The organism is Bacillus sp. CFBP9009, assembly GCF_036541465.1.
Taxonomy (GTDB): Bacteria; Bacillota; Bacilli; order Bacillales; family DSM-1321; genus Peribacillus.
This window is the reverse complement of sequence record NZ_JAZHFU010000001.1, coordinates 715,356-738,061: the sequence shown is the minus strand read 5'-3', so window position 1 is coordinate 738,061 and position 22,706 is coordinate 715,356. Positions and strand designations below refer to the sequence as shown.

Here is a 22,706-nt window from a genome sequence, read left to right as displayed (position 1 = left end):
TGCGAACAACACTGTAGGCGGAAAGGCGTTTAATATTTTTTTCTTGGAGAATTGAAGGGGTGAAGATTATGTAAAAAATGACAAAGGGCTGAACACAGGTGTTATTAATCATCCCCTGGTCCAGCCTCTGGTTCATTTAGCCAATACATCCTCGTATTCTTCATTTTTTTCAAATTGTTTTTGAACGAACGAACATACCGGAACAATTTTCAGTTTTTCCTCCCTTGCGAATCCTATTACCTTTTCAACAAGGGCATTTCCAACCTTTTGCCCGCGCAGCTTGTCAGAAACAACGGTATGATCGACCGTGATTTCATCATCACCTGATTTAAAGAATGTAATTTCCGCTAATTTCTCACCAGATTCTTCGACAAAAAAAGAACTTTCACCTTTTCTGATATCAACCATGTTAATGACCTCCTTTTAGTTCCTCTTTATCATATATCACAAAATGGAAATTAAACAAATATTTAAAACGTGATTGAAATTGAATAAAGTAAAGTACTTTCAAGAGTTTTAAAGCTAGCATTGTCCATGTGAAGTTTATTCACAAACTGATGGTGGCTAATATATAATTTTTCAAGGAAGGCAAAAGGCAAAACTGACCGACCTTTCCTAGCCCCGGATATACACTTCCGGTAATATCTAAGCTTTACCATGGCTGACGTGCACAATACTGAATGAAATATTTTTAAAAGGTTTTAATTTCTCTCCATAACCAAAATGAAGGACATAGTTTTTCAAGCTTTCATTTTTTGATTGTATTTATATAATGGAAGAAATCTTTCCATAACTATGTAAGAATAAGTATATAATAGTAGAAACTGAAAAAACTGCCCTTTAAATGTTAGGACAGTTTTACACTTTTATGAAAACAAAATATAAAATGATCATCGATAACAATATGACCATAAAAACAGCGATTAGAATTACGTGCGCACTCGAGGGCCGGAATGTCCCTTCATTGATTTGCCGCTTCTTCTGAAGATAACCGAACGTCGCCAGCACTGTAATCACAAGGCCCAATGCACATGCAAACATCCCCAGCACAATACTGATCAGATCAATCCGGGGATCCCGATGCACACCAATCGTAAAATGCAGGCTTGTCGCAAGAAAACCAACCCCCACTATCGCAATCACCGTTCTTACCCACGCTAAAAAGGTGCGTTCATTAGCCAGATGCTGCTGGGCATATTTCAATTGGTTTTTCTCCATGTCATCACCTTAATCGAACGTTTTTGATCAACCTTAAAATCAGTTATCTTTTCAGGAGCGAAAAGGCCCTGAACATAGACCCGACAAACATTAGCCCTGCACCGCCGAGCAATAAATATATGCATAGAGTTTTATCAATAACATTCAAAGGATAAAGCAAGGCCCCCAGCGCTATGATTACTCCTATCCCCGTTATGGTCCATCCTATTTTTTTCATTCGCAACTCCTAAAATTAATTATTTAGTGAAGGTCCTCCACGGGTTTCCCCCTATTTCATAAACAGGTCCCTCATTATTAGCTTAAACCATTTAAAAACTTACAACAAGTGAGATCTCCTGATTATTTTCCCACAAAAAAAGAACCACAAATGACTCCCTGTTTTTAAGGCCACTTACAAGTCAGTGGATTTCATTCTATTGTATCCCCGTTCTTCGTATGGATGTATTTTTTCCATCCACATTTCTTCAAGTTTTTTCAATTCCCGTTTAACATCAAAAAATCCTGTATCTTTCGGCTTCAATACTTCCAGCACCTCAAACGAAAAAGCATCTTTCCCATATTGATTCCACTCACTTTGCAGCACTTTATTGGTGTTTGTTCCGACTTCCAATTCAAATTGTTTCCCCTTCAACGTCTTTAAATTCCTGGTGCTTCCGATAAAAACTTTATTATTTACCGTATTTCTGATTTGGTATACACCTGCTTCAACTTTCGTTTCTTTATATAATTGCTTCAATTCTTTTTTACGATCCATCTTTCCTGCCTCCAGTCATCATTTCTTCAGCCAATATTGGCTCCCATCAGGCTTTCTATCCAAGAATCCATATTCTATTAAATATCTTCTCAAAAGAACATGATCATGATAAACGGTACCCAATATTTGATTGATTTCTTTTTCTTCGTAGTTCCGCTCATTTTCAAAACGGTTCATAATTTCTTGAAGAATGATCAGCCTTTGTTTTTCCTTTGGCGGGAAAGACTTTAATGCATCCTGACTGCCTTTAGGGAAGTATTTTTTCAGTACAGTCACCTTTTCATCCTCGGTAACGTTATAACGATCATCGACCATTGTCGCTTTTTGATGAAGCGGGATAAATGCCGGCGCATGTTCATCTCTATCTTTCAAAAGTTCCATCAGGGCTAAAAACAACTTAGCCTGACGCTCTTTCTCTTTCAACACAAAACGATGGTTCCGAATGGTGGACGGACTGCCAATCCCCATTTCCTCCTGAACCTCAGCATCATTCTTCCCTTGGTAAAATAGGCGAAGAAGGCGGTTTTGGTGGTCCGTGAGACCTGTAAGTTTTTTATCGAGATCAATCAAGTATTCAAAAACGGAGCTGTGTGCATGTTCAATATGAATTCGCATATACCTCTTTGCTTCATAAAGAACCCCATCTTTCGGGTATACTATCCCCTTTTCAACTGCATTTCCGCACAGCAAACAAACATATTGATTCTCACCTTCTATATACCCTTGTTTAAGCTCATCCTGAGATGCGCTCCAAAACATTTCAGCGCCCTTCATAAAACAAACACTTCCCTATAAAGTTTATAATATAATAAACATAATATTAATTCGTTTGCATTATGTCAATGTTTTTTCTAATTTAACTCCAGCAAAGTATCCAAAGATGACTTTGATAGCCAGAGGGCTTCATAACATACAGCTGACAGGCGATACATCATCCAATGCCGATATAGTATATTGAATAATAAGCGTAATTTCCCCAATAATATGCTATATAAGCGCGAATAAGCTTTAGAGGAGGATATATTATTGAAAGATGAAAACGATGCGATTGTTCCATCAATCCATAACACCGATTTACACAAGGCATTACAACATTTATCTGAACAATTCAAGGTATCACTGCCAGAATTACGCGATACGATTGAATTACTTATACAAAACCAATCAAGTGGGATGCAGCTCAGTGAAGAAAATGTTAAAAGTTCACCTGTCGAAGAATTGAATACGGCAATAATCAAAAACCGTGAAATCATTAAAAAAAATCTCCAAACATTAAATAGAATTTGATATAGAAAAAAGGCATCCGATTATGGATGCCTTTTTTTCTGTGGAGCATATGAAATTCCTAATATAAGTCCTTCGTTAGAGCTCATTAGGTATTAGCTAGGCACAAACTTAAGTATCCCTTCCAGATAAGCACCTTGCTCTTTTCGTGTGCATTCCCTCAACTTGATTCTTCCTTCTTTTTCTAACTCCTTGGCTAATTGGACCACTTCTGTTCCATCTTCGGTTATTTCGACTGAGAAGAAATTGCCCCGAGTGGAAGTTTGAATGAACTTGAATAATCTATCTTTATTCATTTAAACATCTCCTTATTTATAACAAGTTCGACATAAAAGGTCATCCACCTGCGATAAATATGAAATAAAAAACTTCTTGTCGTCATACGAACTTTAAAAGGATAGCAAATTGAAATTACCCTCGTTGACTTAAGCCAAAAGTAAAAAAGCCAAAACCTTAGAAGGTTTTGGCTTTTTTTAGTTAGTGTCCCAGGAGAGATTCGAACTCCCGACCGACGCCTTAGAAGGGCGTTGCTCTATCCAGCTGAGCTACTGAGACGTTTATGATATAAGTTGCGGTAAAACTTATGTATTACCTTAACTGTTCCCTTAGGACACTTCTTATTATAGTAGGATATCAAAAGAAAGTCAACGGTTTTTCAAAAAAAGTTTTTTTCTTTTTTAATGAACCAGGAAGCGGGGAAAAACGCTTCCTGTTCATTATACATGAAGTCATTCCATTTGATAAGCATTTCTTAGTTCTTCAACGATTTTTCCTTCAAGGTCATAATAGATGATTTCAAGTTGGTCATTTCCGATTTCCAAAATGGCATAGGTTTTCTCTTTTCGTCCACGTGGCTGACGTATGCTTCCCGGGTTGATGAAGAGCTTGCCGTCAATCAATTCGGAGCCTGCAGCGTGGGAGTGACCAAAGCAAATAATATCCGCCCCTGTCTCTTCACTTTTATAAGATAGGTTCATCAAGGTCATATTTATGTTATAGAGGTGTCCATGTGTAAGGAAGAAACGCTTGCCTGCAATAATCTCCACAATATCATTCGGATATGCCGAATCATAGTCACAATTCCCGCGTACGGCTAAGAACCCCGACATGTGAGGGTCATTTCTTTCCAACTCTGAATCACCGCAATGGATCATGGCAGCAACCTCTTGTTTATGACGGTCGGTAATCATGCTGATTTCATGAGTTAAGCCATGACTGTCACTCATTATTAGCACTTTCATCGTCACATTCCTTCTTCCCTTTTTAGAAATAGATCAAGTTTTTCATCTAGAGCCCTCAATGCACTGGCACGGTGGCTGATTTTGTTTTTTTCCTCTTTTGTCAATTCGGCGTTTGTTTTACCCTGTTCCTCAACAAAAAAGATGGGATCATAACCAAATCCATTCGCTCCTGAAGGCTGTTCTGTAATCAAGCCTTCCATCGTTCCCGATACCGTAATCGTTTCCTGGTTAGGTGACGCTAGTGCCAAGGCGCAATAAAACCTCGCCGTTCTATCCTCTTTTGGCACGCCTTCCAGTTCCCGGAGGACTTTTTCCGTGTTTGCTTCATCACTCTTGGACTCTCCAGCATAGCGCGCAGAATATACGCCTGGACGGCCCTCCAATGCATCTACAATCAATCCGGAATCATCAGCAATGACAAAACGGCCTAGCTGATGGGCAATGGCCTCTGCCTTCAGGATCGCATTTGCTTCAAAGGTCGTCCCTGTCTCCTCAACATCCGGAGCATCCGGTACATCAAGAAGTGTTTTGACTTCATATCCTTTAGCAGAGAATAAGCTTTCGAACTCCTTGGCTTTCCCTTTATTTTTCGTTGCAATGATTACTGTCTTCATTTTTCATTTCACCCTTTTTTATTTTATCGGCATGAGAGCACTTTTGAGGCTAAGAAAGGATTTGCTGTAACTCTTTATATGTAAAAGACGCTTCTTCTCCAGTGCCAAACGGACGAATTCAGCGCTGCCTTTCTTGATCAACAACGGCCGCTGAATTTTCCATATAAGTTTAGTCTAACACAACCCACTCATCTGCAATAACCTGAAACTTGTAATCTAACGCTTGTAATTTTCACTATGTTCAATATGGATATTGACTTTTATGTTATTTATTGAAGTCTTATCAAAGGAATTAATAATTTTGTTATCCCACTTATTGACATGGTATCTGTATGCCTTTTCACTTATGTTAAAAAGGTCTGTATTGATTTTTTCCATATCCAAGTTATCTATATTTTGTTTCAATATTCCATTTGCCCTAACCTCTAAATCATACAAAGGTTTCTTTTGTTGTTCCAATACTATGATTTTTGTTGTGGGGTCCATGATTTCAACACTTACCTTTTGTTTGTTCAGGGAAAAAAACATTACTGTCGCCTTGTTTTCAACCCATTTTAAACCGAACAAATCTTGTTTACTTACGAACCCTTTATACTGTTGTTTTGATAAAACATGGCCGCCATTCAACGTTGGTATCTTTTTTTCTTTCCCTCCCTCTGAATAATGATGCTCATTTAGGACCACAGAGGGTATTAAAATGGAACCAACCGGCTGATAAAATTTCGAAACCAGTTCACTGAATTTTAACGGGGAAATGAAATAGTTCTCATTAATAACGGTCTCTGGCCTTTGAATGATCGTGAATAAGTTAGGAAGATTAAAGAAACTATCACTGTCAAAAACCTTTTCAATATCCTCGTTTGTAACAAACAGCCATGAATTGTATCGCAATAAGGGCTCTTTCCCTACATATTCAATGAAATCCTTCATTTTCTCTTTGATTACATTCTCACTTAAAATGAAGGAGTTTATATGCCCGATATAAAGAGGCAATGCTGCATTTTGTTCTAATTCAGTAAATGCTTCCTCGATACTTTCCCCTTTACCTTTCCCAATCACAACAGAAGATTTTTCTTGTAATGCAGCGGCCCCCTCTTGTTTTGCTATATCCGCAAAATTTAATGCTTGAAAGTATAAGATGAATTCACCCTCTTTATAATCGATCCCTAGAGCGGATCCATATGTTTGAGCTTGAATTTCCTTCATTCCCCAGCATCCTGTCGTCAATAAAAGTTGACAGCCAATAACCATGACTGCAATTAGCTTTCTCATTTGTTCGACTCCTTTTGCGGTTCATTATCACTGGACTGTAGAGCTTGATTCCGCTGCCTTAACACTCCATACGGAAGCTTGAATAAGACTTTTAACATGTCCGATTTATTTGGTTTGGAAAATGGATTCACAAAAGGCTGTCCGAAACTTTCCAAGGAAACCACAACAATCAAGATAAGGAATATTCCCATAAAGAATCCAAACAAGCCTAAAAAAGCTGAACAAGCAAATATGAATAACCTAATAAGAACAATATTCCCAGCAATATTTTGATTGATTAGGGTATAGCTTGAGAGAACTGTTACAGCTATTATTACGAGCATGGAGGGTGAAGTCAGCCCTGCCCGAATCGCTTCATCACCTATAATTAGTCCACCCAACACAGAAACCGTCGGACCTACAGCTTTTGGCAGGCGAAGACCGGCTTCTTTAAATAGTTCAAACAATATGATCATCATGAATGCCTCCAAAGAAGCAGGTATGGGTAATCCCTGTCTCGTGATTGAAATCGTCGCAAGAAGCGAAAAGGGAATTTGATCGAATTGATAGGTAACTAACGCTACAAAAAAACCCGGTAACGTAACGGTTACAAATAAGGCGACTACACGAATGATGCGCATAAAACTAATGTAAAAAAAACTTGCATGTGCGTCATCAGCAGAATAAAGTAACTGATTAATACTGGTTGGTCCGATCAAGCATGTGGGATTCCCGTCTACCAGGATGGCAAAGCGCCCTTGATTCAATGATTCAACAACATAGTCCGGTCGACCAATATAATCCATTAAGGGGAAGATGGAAAATTGATTATCATATAAGAGTTCTTCAACCTGGTAACTGCTGACTATGATATCAACCTTTAATGAATCCAATCGTTCTTTAATATCCAAAAGAATCGAGGGATTAATAATGTCATCTATATAAAGCAGCAATATTTTAGTTTTACTTCTTTTCCCGATTGTATATTCTATACATTTAAGTGATGCCGTTTTCAACCTTTGGCGAATTAAAGACATATTATCCGATATATTCTCGACAAATCCATCTCTAGGTCCCCGAATGGAAGATTCTATATTGGATTCTTCCGGACTGCGCTTAGGTGAATTAGCCAATGGGGTATAGTAAATTTCATTAGAAGATTCATTAATAATGATAAGGTCTCCAGAAAAAAGAACGCTTTCTACTCCCTCTTTTAAATCGGAGCACTTTTCAAGCATACTGATCTCCATAATATTGCTTAATTGATCAATTGTTAATTCCCCATTTTCTTGAACCGCTTTTGATATTGTAGGCAGTATCACTTCATTGATAAATTGCATATCCACTAAGTTCGGCGCATATAAAAACCCCAACAAATAACGACCTTCATTATCAAAAGTTTTTGTTCTTAAAACAACATCGGAAGAATGTTCGAACCATTTTTGGATTTGGTCAATGTAAGAAGGGGTTCCATTCAATTTTCCCTTCTTCATAATGTTTCACCTTTTCCTTTTCCCTTTTTTATAATTAGAAATAACAGTATAATTGCAGCACTTAAAAGATACAGACTGCTGATTGGAAAGAAATATTTGTATATAAAATTAAAAAATGAATCAGCATCCCAATGGATTAGCGTTCCAATAACAACTAATAAATACAGGGAAAGCAGTATCCACTTCTGATGTTTTGAATTTGAGATTAATTTATAGCCTATAAATAAACATAGACTTGTTCGAATCATGGCACACCTGAAAGCCATTGGAAAATGGAAAGGAAATCGAGTCGGGTAATATAATAGCCAAACCTTAATAACTTCCACTGTTCATAAGCTGGATTCCTCATTTTCACTGCTTCCACAGAACCAAATTCTGCAATCGCCCCCATGAGGGGACCTAACGTCAGCATGATCAAAATTATACCAACTAGTAAAAGCCACTTGGCTTTTAGCTTATTTTTCAGGTAAGGAGTTAAAAATAAAAAAACGATGATTTCTAAATATCCTGCACTCGTATACAGAATTCCATTTAAAGTAAGCTATACCCGCTTTCAAATATCGGGAACAATAATTCGTAATTCTTATTACTCGTATTCCCCAGCCCCACAAATATCCCGAAAAAAGTGACGACCGGAAGAAATAGGAGAGCCAAAGTACTTATGGTGCGTATTCCTTTATAACTTGCAAAAATACATATAAAGGTGAATAGGCTGACGACTACGATGTTTGGTATGTCATGAGTATAATTAGATTTTGCCCAAATCACTGTAAATTTGACGGTAATGAAGGCGTTAATTATAAAGTACAACCCAAATGCTATAGTGAAAATATATGTAACAAAAGGTGTAGACCATTTTTTCAGAAAAGAGATTATATCTTCTTTATCTAGTTTTTTATAAATATAAAAAATAAATAGCGTCCAAACAATACATGGAACAACACTTATTATGACACTTATCCATGCGTCGCGTTGAGATGCGGTCAATATATTGGGAAGGAGCAGGACATGTACCATGAATCCTGTATTCATAATGATCAAAACATAGATGTGTAAAGCCTGAATGACCTTTTGATCCATAATATCCCCCCATTAATTACATGATTAAAAGTTATTTCCCCTTTTAAAAATTTATTTATGTAAAAACTTTCTCTTGATACGAGAAATGCTTGGCGGCGGTATTAGTTTTCAACTAAAAACAACAATTAAGATGTATACAACAGGGGCAATAACCGCGTGGTAATTAAATGGTGGAATAAAAAATAGAGGCAGCTGCAGACTGCCTCATTGTGATTTCTAGATATAAATCGCGCTTTAAAAACTACCTGTGTTGACTTTCTCTGGACGGACCACTGGTTCGGATAATTTCTTGCCTTCTTCATTAAGAACATCTGCGCTGCCCTGCACTTGCACTTCAACGCTTTCAATTCCTTTCTGTTCCGTTAAGGAAAGGACCAAGGCATCAAGGACTTCTTGTGATACCTTTTTCTCTTTAAAGCTTCCAAGGATATTTTCGTTAAAATTGAGGCTGACCTTACCTTCTGACACCTTAGGCTCGTCAAGTAAAGCTACATCACTCATGAACCCTGTTTGCAGGCTTGAACCCGAAGGACTCTTCGTTAATTCCTGAATGACCGCTGTTACATTATCAGATACCGTTTCGCTGATCCTGCGTGTCACCGGAACATAATAGGTGTACTCCTCGTCACCGCCTACATAATAAACGGTCAGTGCTTTGGTATTGGAAATGTCGACTACGTCACTCGTATCGATATTGATTCCTGACGACCTTGAGATATTCTCATCTATCGGTGTGCCATTGACAGGCATTTCGGATATATCTTCCCCATTAATTCTCATTTGGATTTTCTCGACCGAGTCGAATTGTGTCAGTGTCCAAGTAATGGCTTGAAGGATTTTAAGTTCATCCTCTTTCTGATAATTTTTGAACTCCGGCGAAAAGTCCGCCACAGCCACTCCGTCTTTAATGTTCACGCTTATTTGGGTATCGGCAGGAATGACGGCCCTGAATCCATTCGGAAGTTTATCCGTAACAGGTCCGTTAGTGACAAGGTAATCAAGAGCCTGTTTGGCGACAGCTTCCGATTTAGGAAGTTCCAATGTCTGTGGAACCACATACCCGCTTTTATCAATTAAATATAACTCCGTCTTCACTGTTTTCGATTCAACAGCGCCCTCTTCTCCATCAGTCGCGGGCTTTTCCTCACCATTCGTTTCTGTTTCTTTTAATGAAGATTCATCCTCGACTAATGAAACATCCTTTGGCGGATCTATTTCCTTTTTCTCTTCACCGCCAAATAATCCGCAGCCTGAAAGCCAAAAAGAAGATGCCAGAATGGTCACAGCCATTGTTACTTTTGATTTATTGGACATAAAATCACTCCTAGGACAGTTTGTACTCCTATTTATACGAGCCCTAGGGGAAAATAGACCAATTATTTTTCCCTCAGATAGTGGAGCTGGGCAATTTGCCCGTACTGCTGCATCTTTGTCAGCTTCATTGGGATTTCGGGAGTTCCTGATTGGAACAATCGAATCCCATCCCTCAGTATACTCGGGATGATGGACAGGATCATTTCATCCACCTGCGTTTCCCTCATGAAATAAATCACTAATTCTGCACCGCCGACAAGCCAGACCCTTGAAGCGCCTGTCAGTCTTCCGATGAAATCACACTCATCTTCGTTCACAAACTCCACATATTCTACTTTCCCTTTCGCACTTCTTGAAAAGACATAGCAGGCTTTATCTTGATAGGGAAGTTCTTCTGCTAAAATATGAATCTGTTATATGTCTTATTTCCCATCATCGAACCAAATGGTTCGCAGGCACCAGTTGATCTAAAGTAATCATTTCAAGTTGATTTCGCTGAATAGAATCATGTTTAGAAAGCATTCTCATCACCTCAATTTTAATCATTCTATTTTAAAACAATAAAGACTTTAGGCAAAAGGGTTCTATCTAAAAGTTAAAACAATATTGATTGGAACGGAAGGTGCGAGACTCCTGCGGGAAAAGCGAGACCCCACAGGCGCAAAGGCGCCGAGGAGGCTCCCGGACCGCCCGCGGAAAGCGAGTGCCTGGAGTGGAAATCAACGGCCAAATGTACAAACCCTAAAAAAACTGTAGACAAACTCCATTTTCATCGAGTTTGTCTACAGTCTGAAACTTCCAAATGGAAGTCTTATAAGTGATCGATTTTAATTGTTTCGATGGTATTGACATGAATACCGAGCCAGCTCGACGCGATGGAACCAAACATATCTCTGGAACCGGTTGTATAAAAGCGATGAACTGGGCGTAGCTTGCTTTTATTGATTAATTTATAGTAATCCAAAATGACACTTGCCTCACGGGCCGTTTCTTCCCCTGAGGAGATGACTTGTACTTCATCCCCCATATAGGAAGAGATTACAGGCCCCAGCAGTGGATAATGGGTACATCCAAGGATCAATGTATCGATCTTCGTTTTCTTCAACGGGTTCAAGGTTTGTGCCACGACCCTATTGACGATACCCCCTTCAAACTCCCCGCTTTCTACGATTGGGACAAATTTCGGGCATGCTAAACTATCTACTTTCACATCGGAATTGATGGAGGCAAGCGCGTCGTCATACGCTTTGCTTTTCACTGTGCCTTCCGTACCAATGACTCCAATATGCAAGGAATCAGAAACTTTCAATGCCGCCCTTGCCCCTGGATGGATGACACCCAACACCGGAATCGGAAGTGTTGCCCTGATTTCATCCAGTACAGCTGCAGTCGCTGTATTGCAGGCGATGATCAGCATTTTTATTTCCTTCTTCATCAAAAACCTCGTCATTTGCCATGTAAAGGTTTGGACATCTTTTTTGGTCCTCGGCCCATAAGGGCATCTTGCTGTATCACCTAAGTAAATTATATTTTCATTTGGAAGCTGACGCATGACTTCTTTAGCTACTGTCAAACCGCCTACCCCTGAATCAATGATGCCTATCGGTTGTTTCAAAAAACTCGCCTCATTTTTCTTTCATTTCTTGATGTAGTTTTACTAGAATCCCTTTGAGGGACATGATGTCAGATTCGTTAAAATTAACTAACACGCCACTCAAGTACTGCTGCCGTTTATTAATCACTTCTTCGATTATCCGTTCACCTTCTTCAAGAAGGTGAATTCGAACCACACGCCGGTCCTTTTCATCCCTGACACGCTGGACAAGCTGATGCTTCTCCATGCGGTCAATCAGATCCGTCGTTGTGCTGAAGGCGAGAAACATCTTCGTGGACAATTCGCCAATCGTCATGTCGCCTGATTCAAAAAGCCATTGCAAAGCCACGAATTGAGGAATGGTAATTTTATAATCATGGAGAATTTCTCTTCCCCTTTGCTTAAGCCATGACGATACATAGCGCAATTCCCTCTCGATATCGGCTACATATGCCGCCTGCTTCTCTTCATCCATACACACAGCTCCCCACTTCATGAAACTTATCATACTACCATTTTGGATGAAAGTGAAATGATTTTCAACATTGATTACCTGGAATCATAATGAAACGCTCTCCATAAAAATAAGCAGCATCCAAAGAAGTCAAAACAACCAAATTGTTTTGCCCTTCCTTATATGCTGCCAATGAACGGGAGAGAAAATATTTATAAGGCTTACGTATTAAGAGTTAACACATTAAAGCTTAAGTTCTCCCATACGAAGGAGTTCTATGACTGCCTGCGAACGTCCTTTAACTCCAAGCTTCTGCATCGCATTTGAAATATGGTTTCGAACTGTTTTTTCGCTAATAAACAATTCACCTGCGATTTCTTTTGTTGTTTTGTCTTGTACTAGTAACTCAAATACTTCTTTTTCTCTTTTGGTGAGTAGTGGCTTATGAGTGAATTCGTTCTCCTTCAAGTAATGTTACCCTCCTTGCCTTCACCAGCATAAAACCCGGAGTGGGTGTCTATTTAGTCAAGATATAGTATGTCGGCTGGGGCAATGGAGTGACTCTTTTACTTGTCTAAATGGAAATATTTTCAGGAATGTTCCAGCACAGTATGCCACATCGATAGCTTCATGTCTTCCGTCCAAGGCACCGGCTTCCCGGTGGCCTTGGACACTTGCACAATCGTCCCCCTGCCCGTTAAACAAATGGAACCATCTTGTTTAGTCCCCATATAATGTATATCCACTGAAGAATTTCCGATATGGTCAGCTTTCACATGAATTGTCAATTGATCATTGAAAAACATCTGCTTAAGGTAATCACACTGTAAATTGGCAACAACCGGCATCTCACCGCATTCAGCCGAGGTCCAATCCTTCATGAATCCCATACTGTTGAAATACTCAATCCGAGCTTCCTCAAAATAAGTAAAAGGAATCGTGTTATTCAAGTGCCCAAACATATCAGTTTCTGAAAAACGGACCTTAATCTCATGTTTAAAAGAAAAATCATTGATCCACTCCGTTATATTATCGATATATGATATTCTGCCCATCTTGGCACACCCTTTCTGAATTGAATGACTATTCACTCATTTTATAAGAAAACAACGATATTGAAAAGGATTTTATACTTATTACAGCTTAATTCGCTTATTGCTCACTTCATTAATCAAACTGGAGCCATTGCCGCAAACCGTTTATACTTCGATCCCAGTTATCAATCGTTCTTAACTATGGGAGAAAAAAAAGAACCCATATCATAAGATACAGGTTCTTTCATGTTCTTTATTAAACTTCATCGCTTCCGAAGAAGTTACGGAATTGTTGGATCGTAGTATCACGGTTCAACGCTGCAATCGAAGTCGTTAATGGAATGCCTTTAGGGCAAGACTGCACACAGTTTTGTGAGTTACCGCAGTTTGCAAGTCCTCCATCACCCATGATCGTATTTAAACGTTCAGCTTTGTTCATTGCACCTGTTGGATGTGCGTTGAACAACCGAACTTGTGATAATGGTTGTGGCCCCATGAAGTCTGAATTGCTGTTTACGTTCGGACAAGCTTCCAAACAAACACCGCAAGTCATACATTTAGATAACTCGTAAGCCCATTGACGTTTCTTTTCGGGCATACGCGGTCCCGGTCCAAGATTGTACGTTCCATCGATTGGAATCCATGCTTTTACCTTTTTCAATGAGTCGAACATACGGCTGCGATCGACTTGCAGGTCACGAACAACAGGGAATGTACGCATTGGAGCTAGACGAACCGGCTGCTCCAATTGATCTATAAGAGCTGTACATGATTGTCTTGGTTTACCATTGATAACCATTGAACAAGCACCACATACCTCTTCAAGACAGTTCATGTCCCATGCGATTGCTGTAGTGTGCTTACCTTGTACAGTTACCGGATTACGACGAATTTCCATTAGAGCGGAAATTACGTTCATATTCGGACGGTACGCTAATTCGAATTCCTCATCATAAGGAGCTGAATCCGGTGTATCTTGACGAGTGATTATAAAACGGACTGTTTTAGTCTCAGATTTAGTTTCAACCATTTTTTTGCTCCCCCTCTTTAGTGTTTCGTAGTGTAGTCACGTTTACGCGGTGCGATCAGTGATACATCAATATCTTCATAATGGAATTCAGGTGCTTGATCCAAGCCTTTGAATGTTGCCATAGTAGTTTTCATGAATTCCTCATCATTACGCTCTGGGAAATCAGGTTTGTAATGCGCTCCGCGGCTTTCGTCACGGTTTAACGCACCAATTGTGATTACACGAGCCAATTGCATCATGTTTTGCAGCTGTCTAGTGAATGCAGCTCCTTGGTTACTCCATTTTGCCGTGTCATTGATGTTAATTTTCTTGTAACGTTCCATCAGCTCAAGAATCTTGTTATCCGTTTCTTTCAGCTTGTCATTGTAACGAACTACAGTAACATGCTGTGTCATCCACTCACCAAGTTCTTTGTGAAGGACGTACGCATTTTCATTACCATCAAGAGACATGACTTCATTCCATTTCTCTTGTTCTTGTTTTTCGTATCCTTCATACAATGAAGAAGGAATGGATTCTGAAGTTTTATCAAGGCCTTCAATATATTTAACGGCATTCGGTCCAGCGACTGAACCACCATAGATTGCAGAAAGAAGTGAGTTAGCACCAAGACGGTTACCGCCATGTTGTGAGTAATCACACTCACCAGCAGCGAATAAACCTTTGATGTTAGTCATTTGGTCATAATCAACCCAAAGTCCGCCCATAGAATAGTGAACGGCAGGGAAAATTTTCATTGGAACTTTACGAGGATCTTCACCCATGAATTTCTCGTAGATTTCAATGATTCCGCCAAGTTTAATATCAAGTAATTTAGGATCTTTATGTGATAGATCCAGGTAAACCATGTTTTCTCCATTAATGCCAAGCTTCATGTTCATGCAGACGTCGAAGATTTCACGAGTCGCGATATCACGAGGTACTAGATTACCATAAGCAGGGTATTTTTCTTCAAGGAAATACCAAGGTTTCCCGTCTTTATATGTCCAGATACGTCCACCTTCACCACGAGCGGATTCACTCATTAGACGAAGTTTGTCATCTCCAGGGATTGCTGTCGGGTGAATTTGAATGAACTCACCATTTGCATAATTTACACCTTGTTGATAAACGATGGAAGCTGCTGAACCTGTATTGATCATTGAGTTAGTTGATTTACCGAAAATGATTCCAGGGCCGCCGCTCGCCATGATGACTGCGTCTCCAGGGAATGATTTGATTTCCATTGAAGTCAGGTTTTGAGCTACGATACCGCGTGCTGTTTGCTCATCATCGATAACAGCTCCAAGGAATTCCCAGCCTTCATATTTCGTTACAAGGCCTTCAACTTCATAACGGCGAACCTGCTCGTCCAATGCGTAAAGTAATTGCTGACCAGTTGTTGCACCAGCGAATGCTGTACGGCTATGTTGAGTACCACCGAAACGACGGAAATCAAGAAGACCTTCCGGAGTACGGTTGAACATAACACCCATACGGTCAAACATATGAATGATCGATGGTGCTGCTTCGCACATCGCTTTAACCGGCGGTTGGTTAGCCAAGAAATCTCCGCCATAAACTGTATCGTCGAAGTGGATATATGGAGAATCCCCTTCACCTTTTGTATTTACTGCCCCGTTGATTCCGCCTTGGGCACAAACTGAGTGAGAGCGTTTAACAGGCACTAAAGAAAATAAATCAACCTGTTGTCCCAGCTCTGCTGCTTTGATCGTAGCCATTAATCCAGCTAGACCTCCACCAACGATAACTATTTTACCTTTACCCAATTCTGTCACTCCCTTATTTCCATTAGCCAAGCTATGTTTTTCCTAATTCTTATAAATGAACTCTATCTTCTTATACGAAAGCGAAAATTGCGCTGATTCCGATATAAGAAAGAAGAACGAAAACGATCAATGTAAAGTAAGTCATGATTCTTTGCGATCTTGGTGAAACTGTAAGACCCCAGCTCACTGCAAATGACCATAATCCATTAGCAAAGTGGAAAATTGCCGAGATAATACCAACAATATAGAACACAATCATAAATGGACTAGAGAAAATTTCAGCCATCATGTCAAAGTTAACTTCAGCACCCATAGCTGCTTGAATTCTAGTTGCCCATATATGCCAAACAAGGAAAATCAACGTTATGATTCCAGTTAGACGTTGCAACATGAACATCCAGTTACGGAAAAAACTAAATCTGCCTAAATTGTTTTTTGCTGTAAAGGCAATATAAATTCCGTACACAGCATGGAAAATGAGCGGTAGATAGATGACGACCCATTCTACCAGAATCTTCACGGGCGTATACTCAATTAAATGAACTGCCCCATTAAAAGTTTCTTCTCCTTTTGTTGCCATAAAGTTTACCGATAAATGAAAAATTAGGAATAGACCAATTGGAATTACTCCTAGAAGTGAATGAAGCCTGCGATTCCCAAACTCACGATTTTTTGCCACTAAGTGCCCCCCCTTAATTTGTGAAAAATCATGCAAAGATAAACTGGTGGCTACCTTTTATCTCCGCGTGAAAATACAGTATAGAGTCAAAAAAACTCCTCTATACTTCCTTTACAATTATGTGACATGTCCATTTTACTCCTGACTTCTATATGCGTCAAGAAAACGGATACAAGAAATCTCTTTTTCAGAATAGATTTTATTGGATTAAATTGGATATTTTTCGCATGTCAAGATGATATTTTGAATAAATTTCTAATTTAACTATTAATATCTCGGTATAATTTCTCAGTTTTTTCCAATTGTTATTTAAATAAATAAAAAACAGTATAATTTGCAAAAGAAATACGTTTATAATAGATTTACAGAAAGAGGCGATAAATTATGAAAAAAAATATTGCTGCTGCGATAGAAGAAGAGATTCAAACTGAAGAAATTCAAACTGAAGAATTCCTGGTTCCAGCTTTCGGATACGAATTAATCAGAGAAGTTCTATTGAACGATATTCTCGGAAAAGACTCTAATCAAATCCTCTATTGGGCAGGTAAACAATTAGCAAGAAAATTCCCATTGAATGGCGATCAGGAAGTGATTGAATTTTTCCAAAGCGCTGGATGGGGCAATCTGGAAATCTTGAAGTATACGAAACACGAGATGGAATTATCCCTGACGGGTGAAATAATCAGCCGCCGCCTGGATTTACACCCTGATTGTCACTTCCAACTTGAAGCCGGTTTCCTTGCCGAGCAGTTTACACTGCAAAAAAAATTCCTCAGCGAATCAACGGAAGAAATCAAACGCCGCGCAAAAAAAGTGATATTCACCATCCAATGGGATCCCAGAGATCCAATCTAATGAGCCCTTAAAACAGACTTACCCTTTTTACCGGAAGTCTGTTTTTTATTGGACTCCTGACACTTAAGCTAGCACATTTGCATGCTGACCTAGTTTAAATGCTTCATGAAGAGATTCAACCGCCTTCACCATTTCCTTTTCATTGACGACAGTCGAAACTTTAATTTCCGATGTGCTGACCATTTTCACCTGGATGCCTGTATTGGCCATCACTTCAAACATCTCGGCAGCCACTCCCGGATTGGATACCATACCAGAACCGACGATGGACACTTTGGCCAATCCGCTCTCCGTTTCGACTCGGTCGAATCCCAATTGTTCTTTATTATTTTCCAGCACGATCAAGGCCGCTTCCGTATCTTCACTTTTTGTGGAAAAAGATAGATTGGTCGTATCCTCGGCAGTCATGCTTTGAATGATGATGTCCACATTAATCCGGTTTTTCGCAAGTGTTGTGAAGATTGTGGATAATGCACCAAGTGATTGGGGCAAACCATATATTGTGACCCTCGTAATACTGTCTTCAAAAGCAATCCCGCGTACAATTAAGTTTTCTTCCATAGTTGCTTCCTCCTCAATGATCGTTCCTGATTCTCTCTCCATGCTTGAACGGACTTCAAGCGGAATTTGATAATTTTTTGCATACTCGACAGCCCTTGGATGAAGGACGCCCGCCCCCAGGTTGGCAAGTTCCAGCATTTCATCATAAGAAATGGATTGGAGTTTTCGTGCGCCTTTTATGTAGCGAGGGTCCGTTGTGAAAACGCCCGTTACATCCGTATAAATATCGCATCTATCCGCATTCAGCGCTGCAGCGATGGCAACCGCTGTCGTATCGGAACCGCCTCGCCCTAAGGTAGTGATTTCCCCATTTTCATCGTTCCCCTGGAAACCGGCTACGACCACTATTTTCTTCTCCTGAAGCTGAGCTTGGATCCTCGTGGCATCGATGTTTAAAATCCGGGCATTCCCATGAACGGATTCCGTTTGCATGCCAGCCTGCCAGCCAGTATACGAAATGGCTTCATGTCCTTCTTCAATCAATGCCATCGTTAACAGGGAAATCGTTACCTGTTCCCCCGTAGTCAATAGCATATCCATTTCCCTCTTGCTCGGGGTTCCGGAAATATCCCGGGCCATGGAAACCAATTGGTCCGTGGTTTTCCCCATGGCTGAAACAACGACGACTACCTCATTTCCATTTTCCGCTTCCTCGATTACCCGATTGGCAACATTTTTGATTTTTTCTACGCTTCCGACGGATGTTCCGCCGAATTTTTGAACGATTAATGCCATCCTCATGCACCCTCTCTACCTTTTTAGGCAATAAAAAAAGCAATGAGAAATATCTCATTGCTGTGATCACATATCTAAATACTGTAAACACAGTGAGATAGCTCTCCAGGGTATAAACCCTGACAATCCGCCATTTATTAAATGTCAGACCAGGAAAACAAGGTATGAGTCTTGTATTCCTTCGGCGTCATCCCCTTTCAAAACCTTTCATGGAAGCTCATACTTCTCCAGGTTTTTACTCTTGAATTCCGCACCTCTATCAGCACTTTTAAGTTGTCTAGTTAAAAATTCTTTTTAATCATAGCATAGAGATTTATCGGTAGCAAGATTATTCTTGTAATTTTCTAACGATTCCCTCGGCTACACCTTTTGGCATGCCAGCTTCCATGATTTCCTCGGCGGTTGCCTCTTTGATTTTCTTCAATGATCCAAAATGCCTTAATAATTGCTTCCTTCGCTTTTCCCCGACTCCTGGAATATCATCAAGCTGGGAGTGAACCGCATTTTTCCCGCGTAGCTGGCGATGAAATGTAATCGCGAACCGATGCACTTCATCCTGAATTCTTTGCAATAGGTAAAATTCCTGGCTCCGTGAATCAAGAGGTACGAGTTCAAGCGGATTTCCGATCATCAATTGCGAGGTCCTATGCTTTTCATCCTTAATGAGGCCTGAAAGTGGAATATCAAGGCCCAATTCATTTTCCAGAATATCCCGAACGGCTTCCACATGTCCCTTTCCGCCATCAATGATGATCAAGTCCGGAAGCGGCAGCCCTTCTTTCAATACTCGTGAATACCTTCTTCTGACCACTTCACGCATCGATTCATAATCATCAGGCCCTTGGACCGTCTTGATCTTATATTTGCGGTACTCCCTTTTTTCCGGCTTTCCATCAATGAACACGACTAAAGCGGAAACTGGGTCACTTCCCTGGATGTTGGAGTTATCGAAAGCTTCAATTCGATGCGGGGTGTAGATACCCAGTTGCTTCCCGAGGTTTTCCACCGCATTGATCGTTCTTTCTTCATCCCTTTCTATCAAAGAGAATTTTTCCTGAAGCGCGATGGAGGCATTTTTATTCGCCAATTTAAGCATGTCTTTTTTCGCTCCCCGTTTCGGGTGAATCGTTTTGACACCAAGCAGCCCTTCGGCCATTTCGGCATCAACTGATTCAGGCAGCAAGATTTCCTTTGGTTTAAAGTGGTTCGTAATCTCGTAAAACTGACCGAGGAATGTAAGAAGTTCCTGTTCGGGTTCATCGTAGACCGGAAAAAGTGAAACATCCCTTTCTATTAATTTACCCTGCCGGACAAAAAATACCTGAACGCACATCCAGCCTTTATCATAGGCAAAACCAAATACATCCCTGTCGATGAAATCTGTCGTCATCATTTTCTGCTTCTCCATCGTAATATCGATGTGGGCAATTTTGTCACGGAACTCCTTGGCCCTCTCGAAATCGAGATCTTCCGATGCCTCCAGCATTTTTTCAGTCAGTTCTTTTTTTATTTCAGTATGCCCGCCGTTCAAGAACCGGTTGATATCATCCACCATTTTTTTATATTCCTGTTCCTCTACATCATATACACATGGAGCCAAGCACTGGCCAAGATGATAGTAGAGACAAACGCGATCCGGTAAAGTATTGCATTTTCTTAGGGGATAAATGCGGTCGAGCAATTTTTTCGTTTCGTTAGCTGCAAATGCATTCGGATAAGGACCGAAATATTTACCTTTGTCTTTTTTGACTTTTCGCGTAATGATTAGACGTGGGTGGCGTTCCGCAGTCAGCTTTATGAAGGGATACGTCTTATCATCCTTTAGCATGACATTATATTTTGGGTCATGTTTTTTGATTAAGTTCAACTCTAAAATGAGAGCCTCGATATTGGAAGAGGTGACGATGTATTCGAAGTCCTCAATTTCATTCACGAGCCGGAATGTTTTTCCGTCATGAGATCCCGTGAAATAAGAACGGACACGATTTTTCAACACTTTCGCTTTGCCTACATAGATGATCGTTCCCTGACGATCTTTCATTAAATAACAACCAGGTTGATCGGGAAGAAGGGCAAGTTTATTCTTTATTTGTTGATTCATGCATTCAGCCTCCTGTTCTCCCTTTTTTACAATTATTATATATCAAGATAGCGAAAAAAGCTTCAAGTCCGCAGACTTGAAGCTTTTTTTAGCTAACCTACTATTACGCGTGTTTTGAAATAAGTTCAGCAAGTGCTTCTTTAGGTTGGAAACCAACAACCTTATCAACCACTTCACCGTCTTTAAGCACGATTAATGTCGGGATGCTCATCACACCGAATTTTCCAGCTGTTTCTTGGTTTTCATCCACATCCACTTTTACGATTTTTGCTGTATCGCCAATTTCAGTATCAAGCTCTTGAAGAACAGGAGCGATCATTTTACAAGGTCCGCACCATGGAGCCCAAAAATCTACAAGAACGACACCTTCGCTAGTATCTGTTGTGAAAGTTTGGTCAGTTGCATTTATAATTGCCATATATATTTCCTCCTCAAATTTACTCAAATAACTAAAGACAGTATACCATTGTTGCTCGAATCGATGCTAATATTTTGCTTCAGTGGTAGGATGTCCAAAAAAAAAGTAAATATGCAGGCCAAATAAAGGGGCAAGACATGTATCGGCTTATGCCAAATGTCTTGCCCCTCATCTTTATTATTTCTATTACGCGTTAACTTTAAGTTTTTTGAATTCTTCCGTAAGTAATGGAACGACTTCGAAAAGGTCTCCGACAATTCCATAATCAGCCACATTGAATATGTTAGCTTCCGGGTCTTTATTGATGGCAACGATAACCTTGGAGTTGGACATCCCCGCTAAATGCTGGATCGCACCGGAAATTCCGCAGGCGATATAAAGGTCAGGTGTTACGACTTTACCCGTTTGCCCGATTTGCAAAGAGTAATCGCAATAATCCGCATCACATGCTCCGCGGGAAGCTCCTACCGCTCCGCCAAGAACTTGTGCCAGTTCCTTTAATGGTTCAAAACCATCTTCACTTTTCACGCCGCGGCCACCAGCGATGATTACTTTCGCTTCTGAAAGGTCGACCCCTTCACTGGCTTTTCTAACAACATCTTTAATGATTGTACGTAAATCCTTGATATCCACACTTAATGTAGAAACATCACCAGAGCGGGACTCATCTTTCGCTAATGGTTCGATATTGTTCGGACGGATTGTCGCGAATATCACGCCATCTGTAACAATTTTCTTTTCAAATGCCTTACCGGAATAGATCGGGCGGGTGAAAACGATATTTCCCCCTTCTTCTTCAATGGATGTAACGTCTGAGATTAACCCTGATTCAAGCTTTCCAGCCAATTTTGGTGCAAGGTCTTTTCCTAGGGCCGTATGTCCAAAGAATATCCCTTCTGGTTTTTCCTGTTCGATGACGGCAAGCAAGCTTTGCGCATAACCATCTGAAGTATATTGTTTCAATTGATCATTTTCGACTGCAACAACCCGGTCTGCACCATACTGGATCAATTCATTTCCGAAATTTTGAACACTGTCACCAACCAAGACACCTACTATTTCCCCGCCATCTGCAGCAAGTTTAGCCGCACCGATAGCTTCAAATGATACATTTCTCAGTGAACCGTCACGAACTTCGCCCAATACAAGAAACTTTCTAGCCATTTATAAAAACCTCCTGTGCACTATTTTATCTTTTTGTCGTGTGTTGTTATTTTGAAAAAGTAC

Annotated in this window: 27 protein-coding genes, 1 tRNA gene and 1 riboswitch; of the genes, 2 read left to right on the top strand and 26 right to left on the bottom strand. The window is 40.1% G+C overall.

Annotation, left to right across the window (positions count from 1 at the left end; all coding sequences use genetic code 11):
* Positions 1 to 132: 132 nt before the first annotated feature.
* The 5 genes from V3595_RS03830 to V3595_RS03810 form a co-directional block, all read right to left on the bottom strand.
* The gene (locus tag V3595_RS03830) at positions 133 to 408 is read right to left on the bottom strand and encodes a GNAT family N-acetyltransferase (RefSeq protein WP_101222823.1); all 276 of its coding nucleotides are present in this window, start codon (positions 406 to 408) and stop codon (positions 133 to 135) included.
* Positions 409 to 858: 450 nt separating this feature from the next.
* Positions 859 to 1,218, bottom strand: coding sequence for a YidH family protein (locus V3595_RS03825; protein WP_485905472.1), 360 nt, complete (start codon positions 1,216 to 1,218; stop codon positions 859 to 861).
* Between the two features lie 43 nt (positions 1,219 to 1,261).
* Entirely contained in the window at positions 1,262 to 1,435 is a 174-nt protein-coding gene (locus V3595_RS03820) for a hypothetical protein (RefSeq protein WP_485905471.1), read from the bottom strand.
* Between the two features lie 174 nt (positions 1,436 to 1,609).
* Positions 1,610 to 1,972 (bottom strand): GIY-YIG nuclease family protein, encoded by a 363-nt coding sequence (locus V3595_RS03815; protein WP_485905470.1) that lies wholly within the window; start codon positions 1,970 to 1,972, stop codon positions 1,610 to 1,612.
* An 18-nt stretch (positions 1,973 to 1,990) separates the two neighbouring features.
* Positions 1,991 to 2,746: a DUF2087 domain-containing protein gene (locus V3595_RS03810; RefSeq protein WP_485905469.1), complete on the bottom strand. Its 756-nt coding sequence runs from the start codon at positions 2,744 to 2,746 to the stop codon at positions 1,991 to 1,993.
* Between the two features lie 252 nt (positions 2,747 to 2,998).
* Here V3595_RS03810 and V3595_RS03805 point away from each other — a divergent pair, with 252 nt between their 5' ends.
* Entirely contained in the window at positions 2,999 to 3,259 is a 261-nt protein-coding gene (locus V3595_RS03805) for a hypothetical protein (protein WP_485905468.1), read from the top strand.
* Positions 3,260 to 3,351: 92 nt separating this feature from the next.
* Here V3595_RS03805 and V3595_RS03800 read toward each other — a convergent pair whose 3' ends face one another.
* From V3595_RS03800 to V3595_RS03720, 17 genes are all read right to left on the bottom strand, one after another.
* A complete protein-coding gene (locus tag V3595_RS03800; protein WP_485905467.1) occupies positions 3,352 to 3,552 on the bottom strand; it encodes a hypothetical protein in 201 nt (66 codons plus the stop codon).
* A 185-nt stretch (positions 3,553 to 3,737) separates the two neighbouring features.
* Positions 3,738 to 3,811, bottom strand: a tRNA-Arg gene (locus V3595_RS03795).
* A 173-nt stretch (positions 3,812 to 3,984) separates the two neighbouring features.
* Positions 3,985 to 4,497 (bottom strand): metallophosphoesterase family protein, encoded by a 513-nt coding sequence (locus V3595_RS03790; RefSeq protein ID WP_485905466.1) that lies wholly within the window; start codon positions 4,495 to 4,497, stop codon positions 3,985 to 3,987.
* 2 nt (positions 4,498 to 4,499) lie between these two features.
* A complete protein-coding gene (locus tag V3595_RS03785) occupies positions 4,500 to 5,111 on the bottom strand; it encodes an XTP/dITP diphosphatase (RefSeq protein WP_485905465.1) in 612 nt (203 codons plus the stop codon).
* A 216-nt stretch (positions 5,112 to 5,327) separates the two neighbouring features.
* A complete protein-coding gene (locus V3595_RS03780) occupies positions 5,328 to 6,383 on the bottom strand; it encodes a Ger(x)C family spore germination protein (RefSeq protein WP_485905464.1) in 1,056 nt (351 codons plus the stop codon).
* Positions 6,380 to 7,855 carry a spore germination protein gene (locus V3595_RS03775; protein WP_485905463.1) on the bottom strand — a complete coding sequence of 492 codons (1,476 nt, stop codon included), beginning with the start codon at positions 7,853 to 7,855 and terminating at the stop codon, positions 6,380 to 6,382. The genes V3595_RS03780 and V3595_RS03775 overlap by 4 nt, the downstream gene beginning before the upstream one ends.
* 244 nt (positions 7,856 to 8,099) lie before the next feature.
* A complete protein-coding gene (locus tag V3595_RS03770; protein WP_485905729.1) occupies positions 8,100 to 8,348 on the bottom strand; it encodes a GerAB/ArcD/ProY family transporter in 249 nt (82 codons plus the stop codon).
* Positions 8,349 to 8,386: 38 nt separating this feature from the next.
* The gene (locus V3595_RS03765) at positions 8,387 to 8,935 is read right to left on the bottom strand and encodes a GerAB/ArcD/ProY family transporter (protein ID WP_485905462.1); all 549 of its coding nucleotides are present in this window, start codon (positions 8,933 to 8,935) and stop codon (positions 8,387 to 8,389) included.
* Positions 8,936 to 9,169: 234 nt separating this feature from the next.
* Positions 9,170 to 10,249, bottom strand: a complete 1,080-nt coding sequence (locus tag V3595_RS03760) for a GerMN domain-containing protein (RefSeq protein ID WP_485905461.1) — start codon at positions 10,247 to 10,249, stop codon at positions 9,170 to 9,172.
* A gap of 62 nt (positions 10,250 to 10,311) precedes the next feature.
* Positions 10,312 to 10,575: a dihydrofolate reductase family protein gene (locus tag V3595_RS03755; RefSeq protein ID WP_485905460.1), complete on the bottom strand. Its 264-nt coding sequence runs from the start codon at positions 10,573 to 10,575 to the stop codon at positions 10,312 to 10,314.
* A 485-nt stretch (positions 10,576 to 11,060) separates the two neighbouring features.
* Positions 11,061 to 11,864: a glutamate racemase gene (gene racE / locus V3595_RS03750; RefSeq protein ID WP_101222834.1), complete on the bottom strand. Its 804-nt coding sequence runs from the start codon at positions 11,862 to 11,864 to the stop codon at positions 11,061 to 11,063.
* Between the two features lie 10 nt (positions 11,865 to 11,874).
* Positions 11,875 to 12,318, bottom strand: a complete 444-nt coding sequence (locus V3595_RS03745) for a MarR family winged helix-turn-helix transcriptional regulator (RefSeq protein WP_101222835.1) — start codon at positions 12,316 to 12,318, stop codon at positions 11,875 to 11,877.
* A gap of 222 nt (positions 12,319 to 12,540) precedes the next feature.
* Entirely contained in the window at positions 12,541 to 12,765 is a 225-nt protein-coding gene (locus V3595_RS03740) for a helix-turn-helix domain-containing protein (RefSeq protein ID WP_028392149.1), read from the bottom strand.
* A gap of 122 nt (positions 12,766 to 12,887) precedes the next feature.
* Positions 12,888 to 13,352: an acyl-CoA thioesterase gene (locus V3595_RS03735; protein WP_485905459.1), complete on the bottom strand. Its 465-nt coding sequence runs from the start codon at positions 13,350 to 13,352 to the stop codon at positions 12,888 to 12,890.
* Between the two features lie 235 nt (positions 13,353 to 13,587).
* Positions 13,588 to 14,361: a succinate dehydrogenase iron-sulfur subunit gene (gene sdhB / locus V3595_RS03730; protein ID WP_048689018.1), complete on the bottom strand. Its 774-nt coding sequence runs from the start codon at positions 14,359 to 14,361 to the stop codon at positions 13,588 to 13,590.
* Between the two features lie 17 nt (positions 14,362 to 14,378).
* On the bottom strand, positions 14,379 to 16,130 hold the full coding sequence (sdhA, locus tag V3595_RS03725) for a succinate dehydrogenase flavoprotein subunit (RefSeq protein WP_095390769.1): 1,752 nt from the start codon (positions 16,128 to 16,130) through the stop codon (positions 14,379 to 14,381).
* A 70-nt stretch (positions 16,131 to 16,200) separates the two neighbouring features.
* Positions 16,201 to 16,809: a succinate dehydrogenase cytochrome b558 subunit gene (locus V3595_RS03720; RefSeq protein ID WP_034308986.1), complete on the bottom strand. Its 609-nt coding sequence runs from the start codon at positions 16,807 to 16,809 to the stop codon at positions 16,201 to 16,203.
* Positions 16,810 to 17,193: 384 nt separating this feature from the next.
* On the opposite strand from V3595_RS03720, the gene V3595_RS03715 reads away from it, so the two are divergent.
* A complete protein-coding gene (locus V3595_RS03715) occupies positions 17,194 to 17,664 on the top strand; it encodes a YslB family protein (protein ID WP_101222837.1) in 471 nt (156 codons plus the stop codon).
* A 63-nt stretch (positions 17,665 to 17,727) separates the two neighbouring features.
* Here the strand turns inward: V3595_RS03715 and V3595_RS03710 are convergent, their stop codons facing one another.
* From V3595_RS03710 to V3595_RS03695, 4 genes are all read right to left on the bottom strand, one after another.
* Complete coding sequence (locus V3595_RS03710) at positions 17,728 to 18,960, bottom strand: aspartate kinase (RefSeq protein ID WP_402898210.1); 1,233 nt, start codon at positions 18,958 to 18,960, stop codon at positions 17,728 to 17,730.
* A gap of 90 nt (positions 18,961 to 19,050) precedes the next feature.
* Positions 19,051 to 19,227: riboswitch (Lysine riboswitch) on the bottom strand.
* A gap of 61 nt (positions 19,228 to 19,288) precedes the next feature.
* Positions 19,289 to 21,061: an excinuclease ABC subunit UvrC gene (gene uvrC, locus V3595_RS03705; protein WP_241663394.1), complete on the bottom strand. Its 1,773-nt coding sequence runs from the start codon at positions 21,059 to 21,061 to the stop codon at positions 19,289 to 19,291.
* Positions 21,062 to 21,164: 103 nt separating this feature from the next.
* Positions 21,165 to 21,479: a thioredoxin gene (gene trxA, locus V3595_RS03700; RefSeq protein ID WP_101222840.1), complete on the bottom strand. Its 315-nt coding sequence runs from the start codon at positions 21,477 to 21,479 to the stop codon at positions 21,165 to 21,167.
* Positions 21,480 to 21,665: 186 nt separating this feature from the next.
* Positions 21,666 to 22,643, bottom strand: coding sequence for an electron transfer flavoprotein subunit alpha/FixB family protein (locus V3595_RS03695; protein WP_098370029.1), 978 nt, complete (start codon positions 22,641 to 22,643; stop codon positions 21,666 to 21,668).
* Positions 22,644 to 22,706 lie beyond the last annotated feature (63 nt).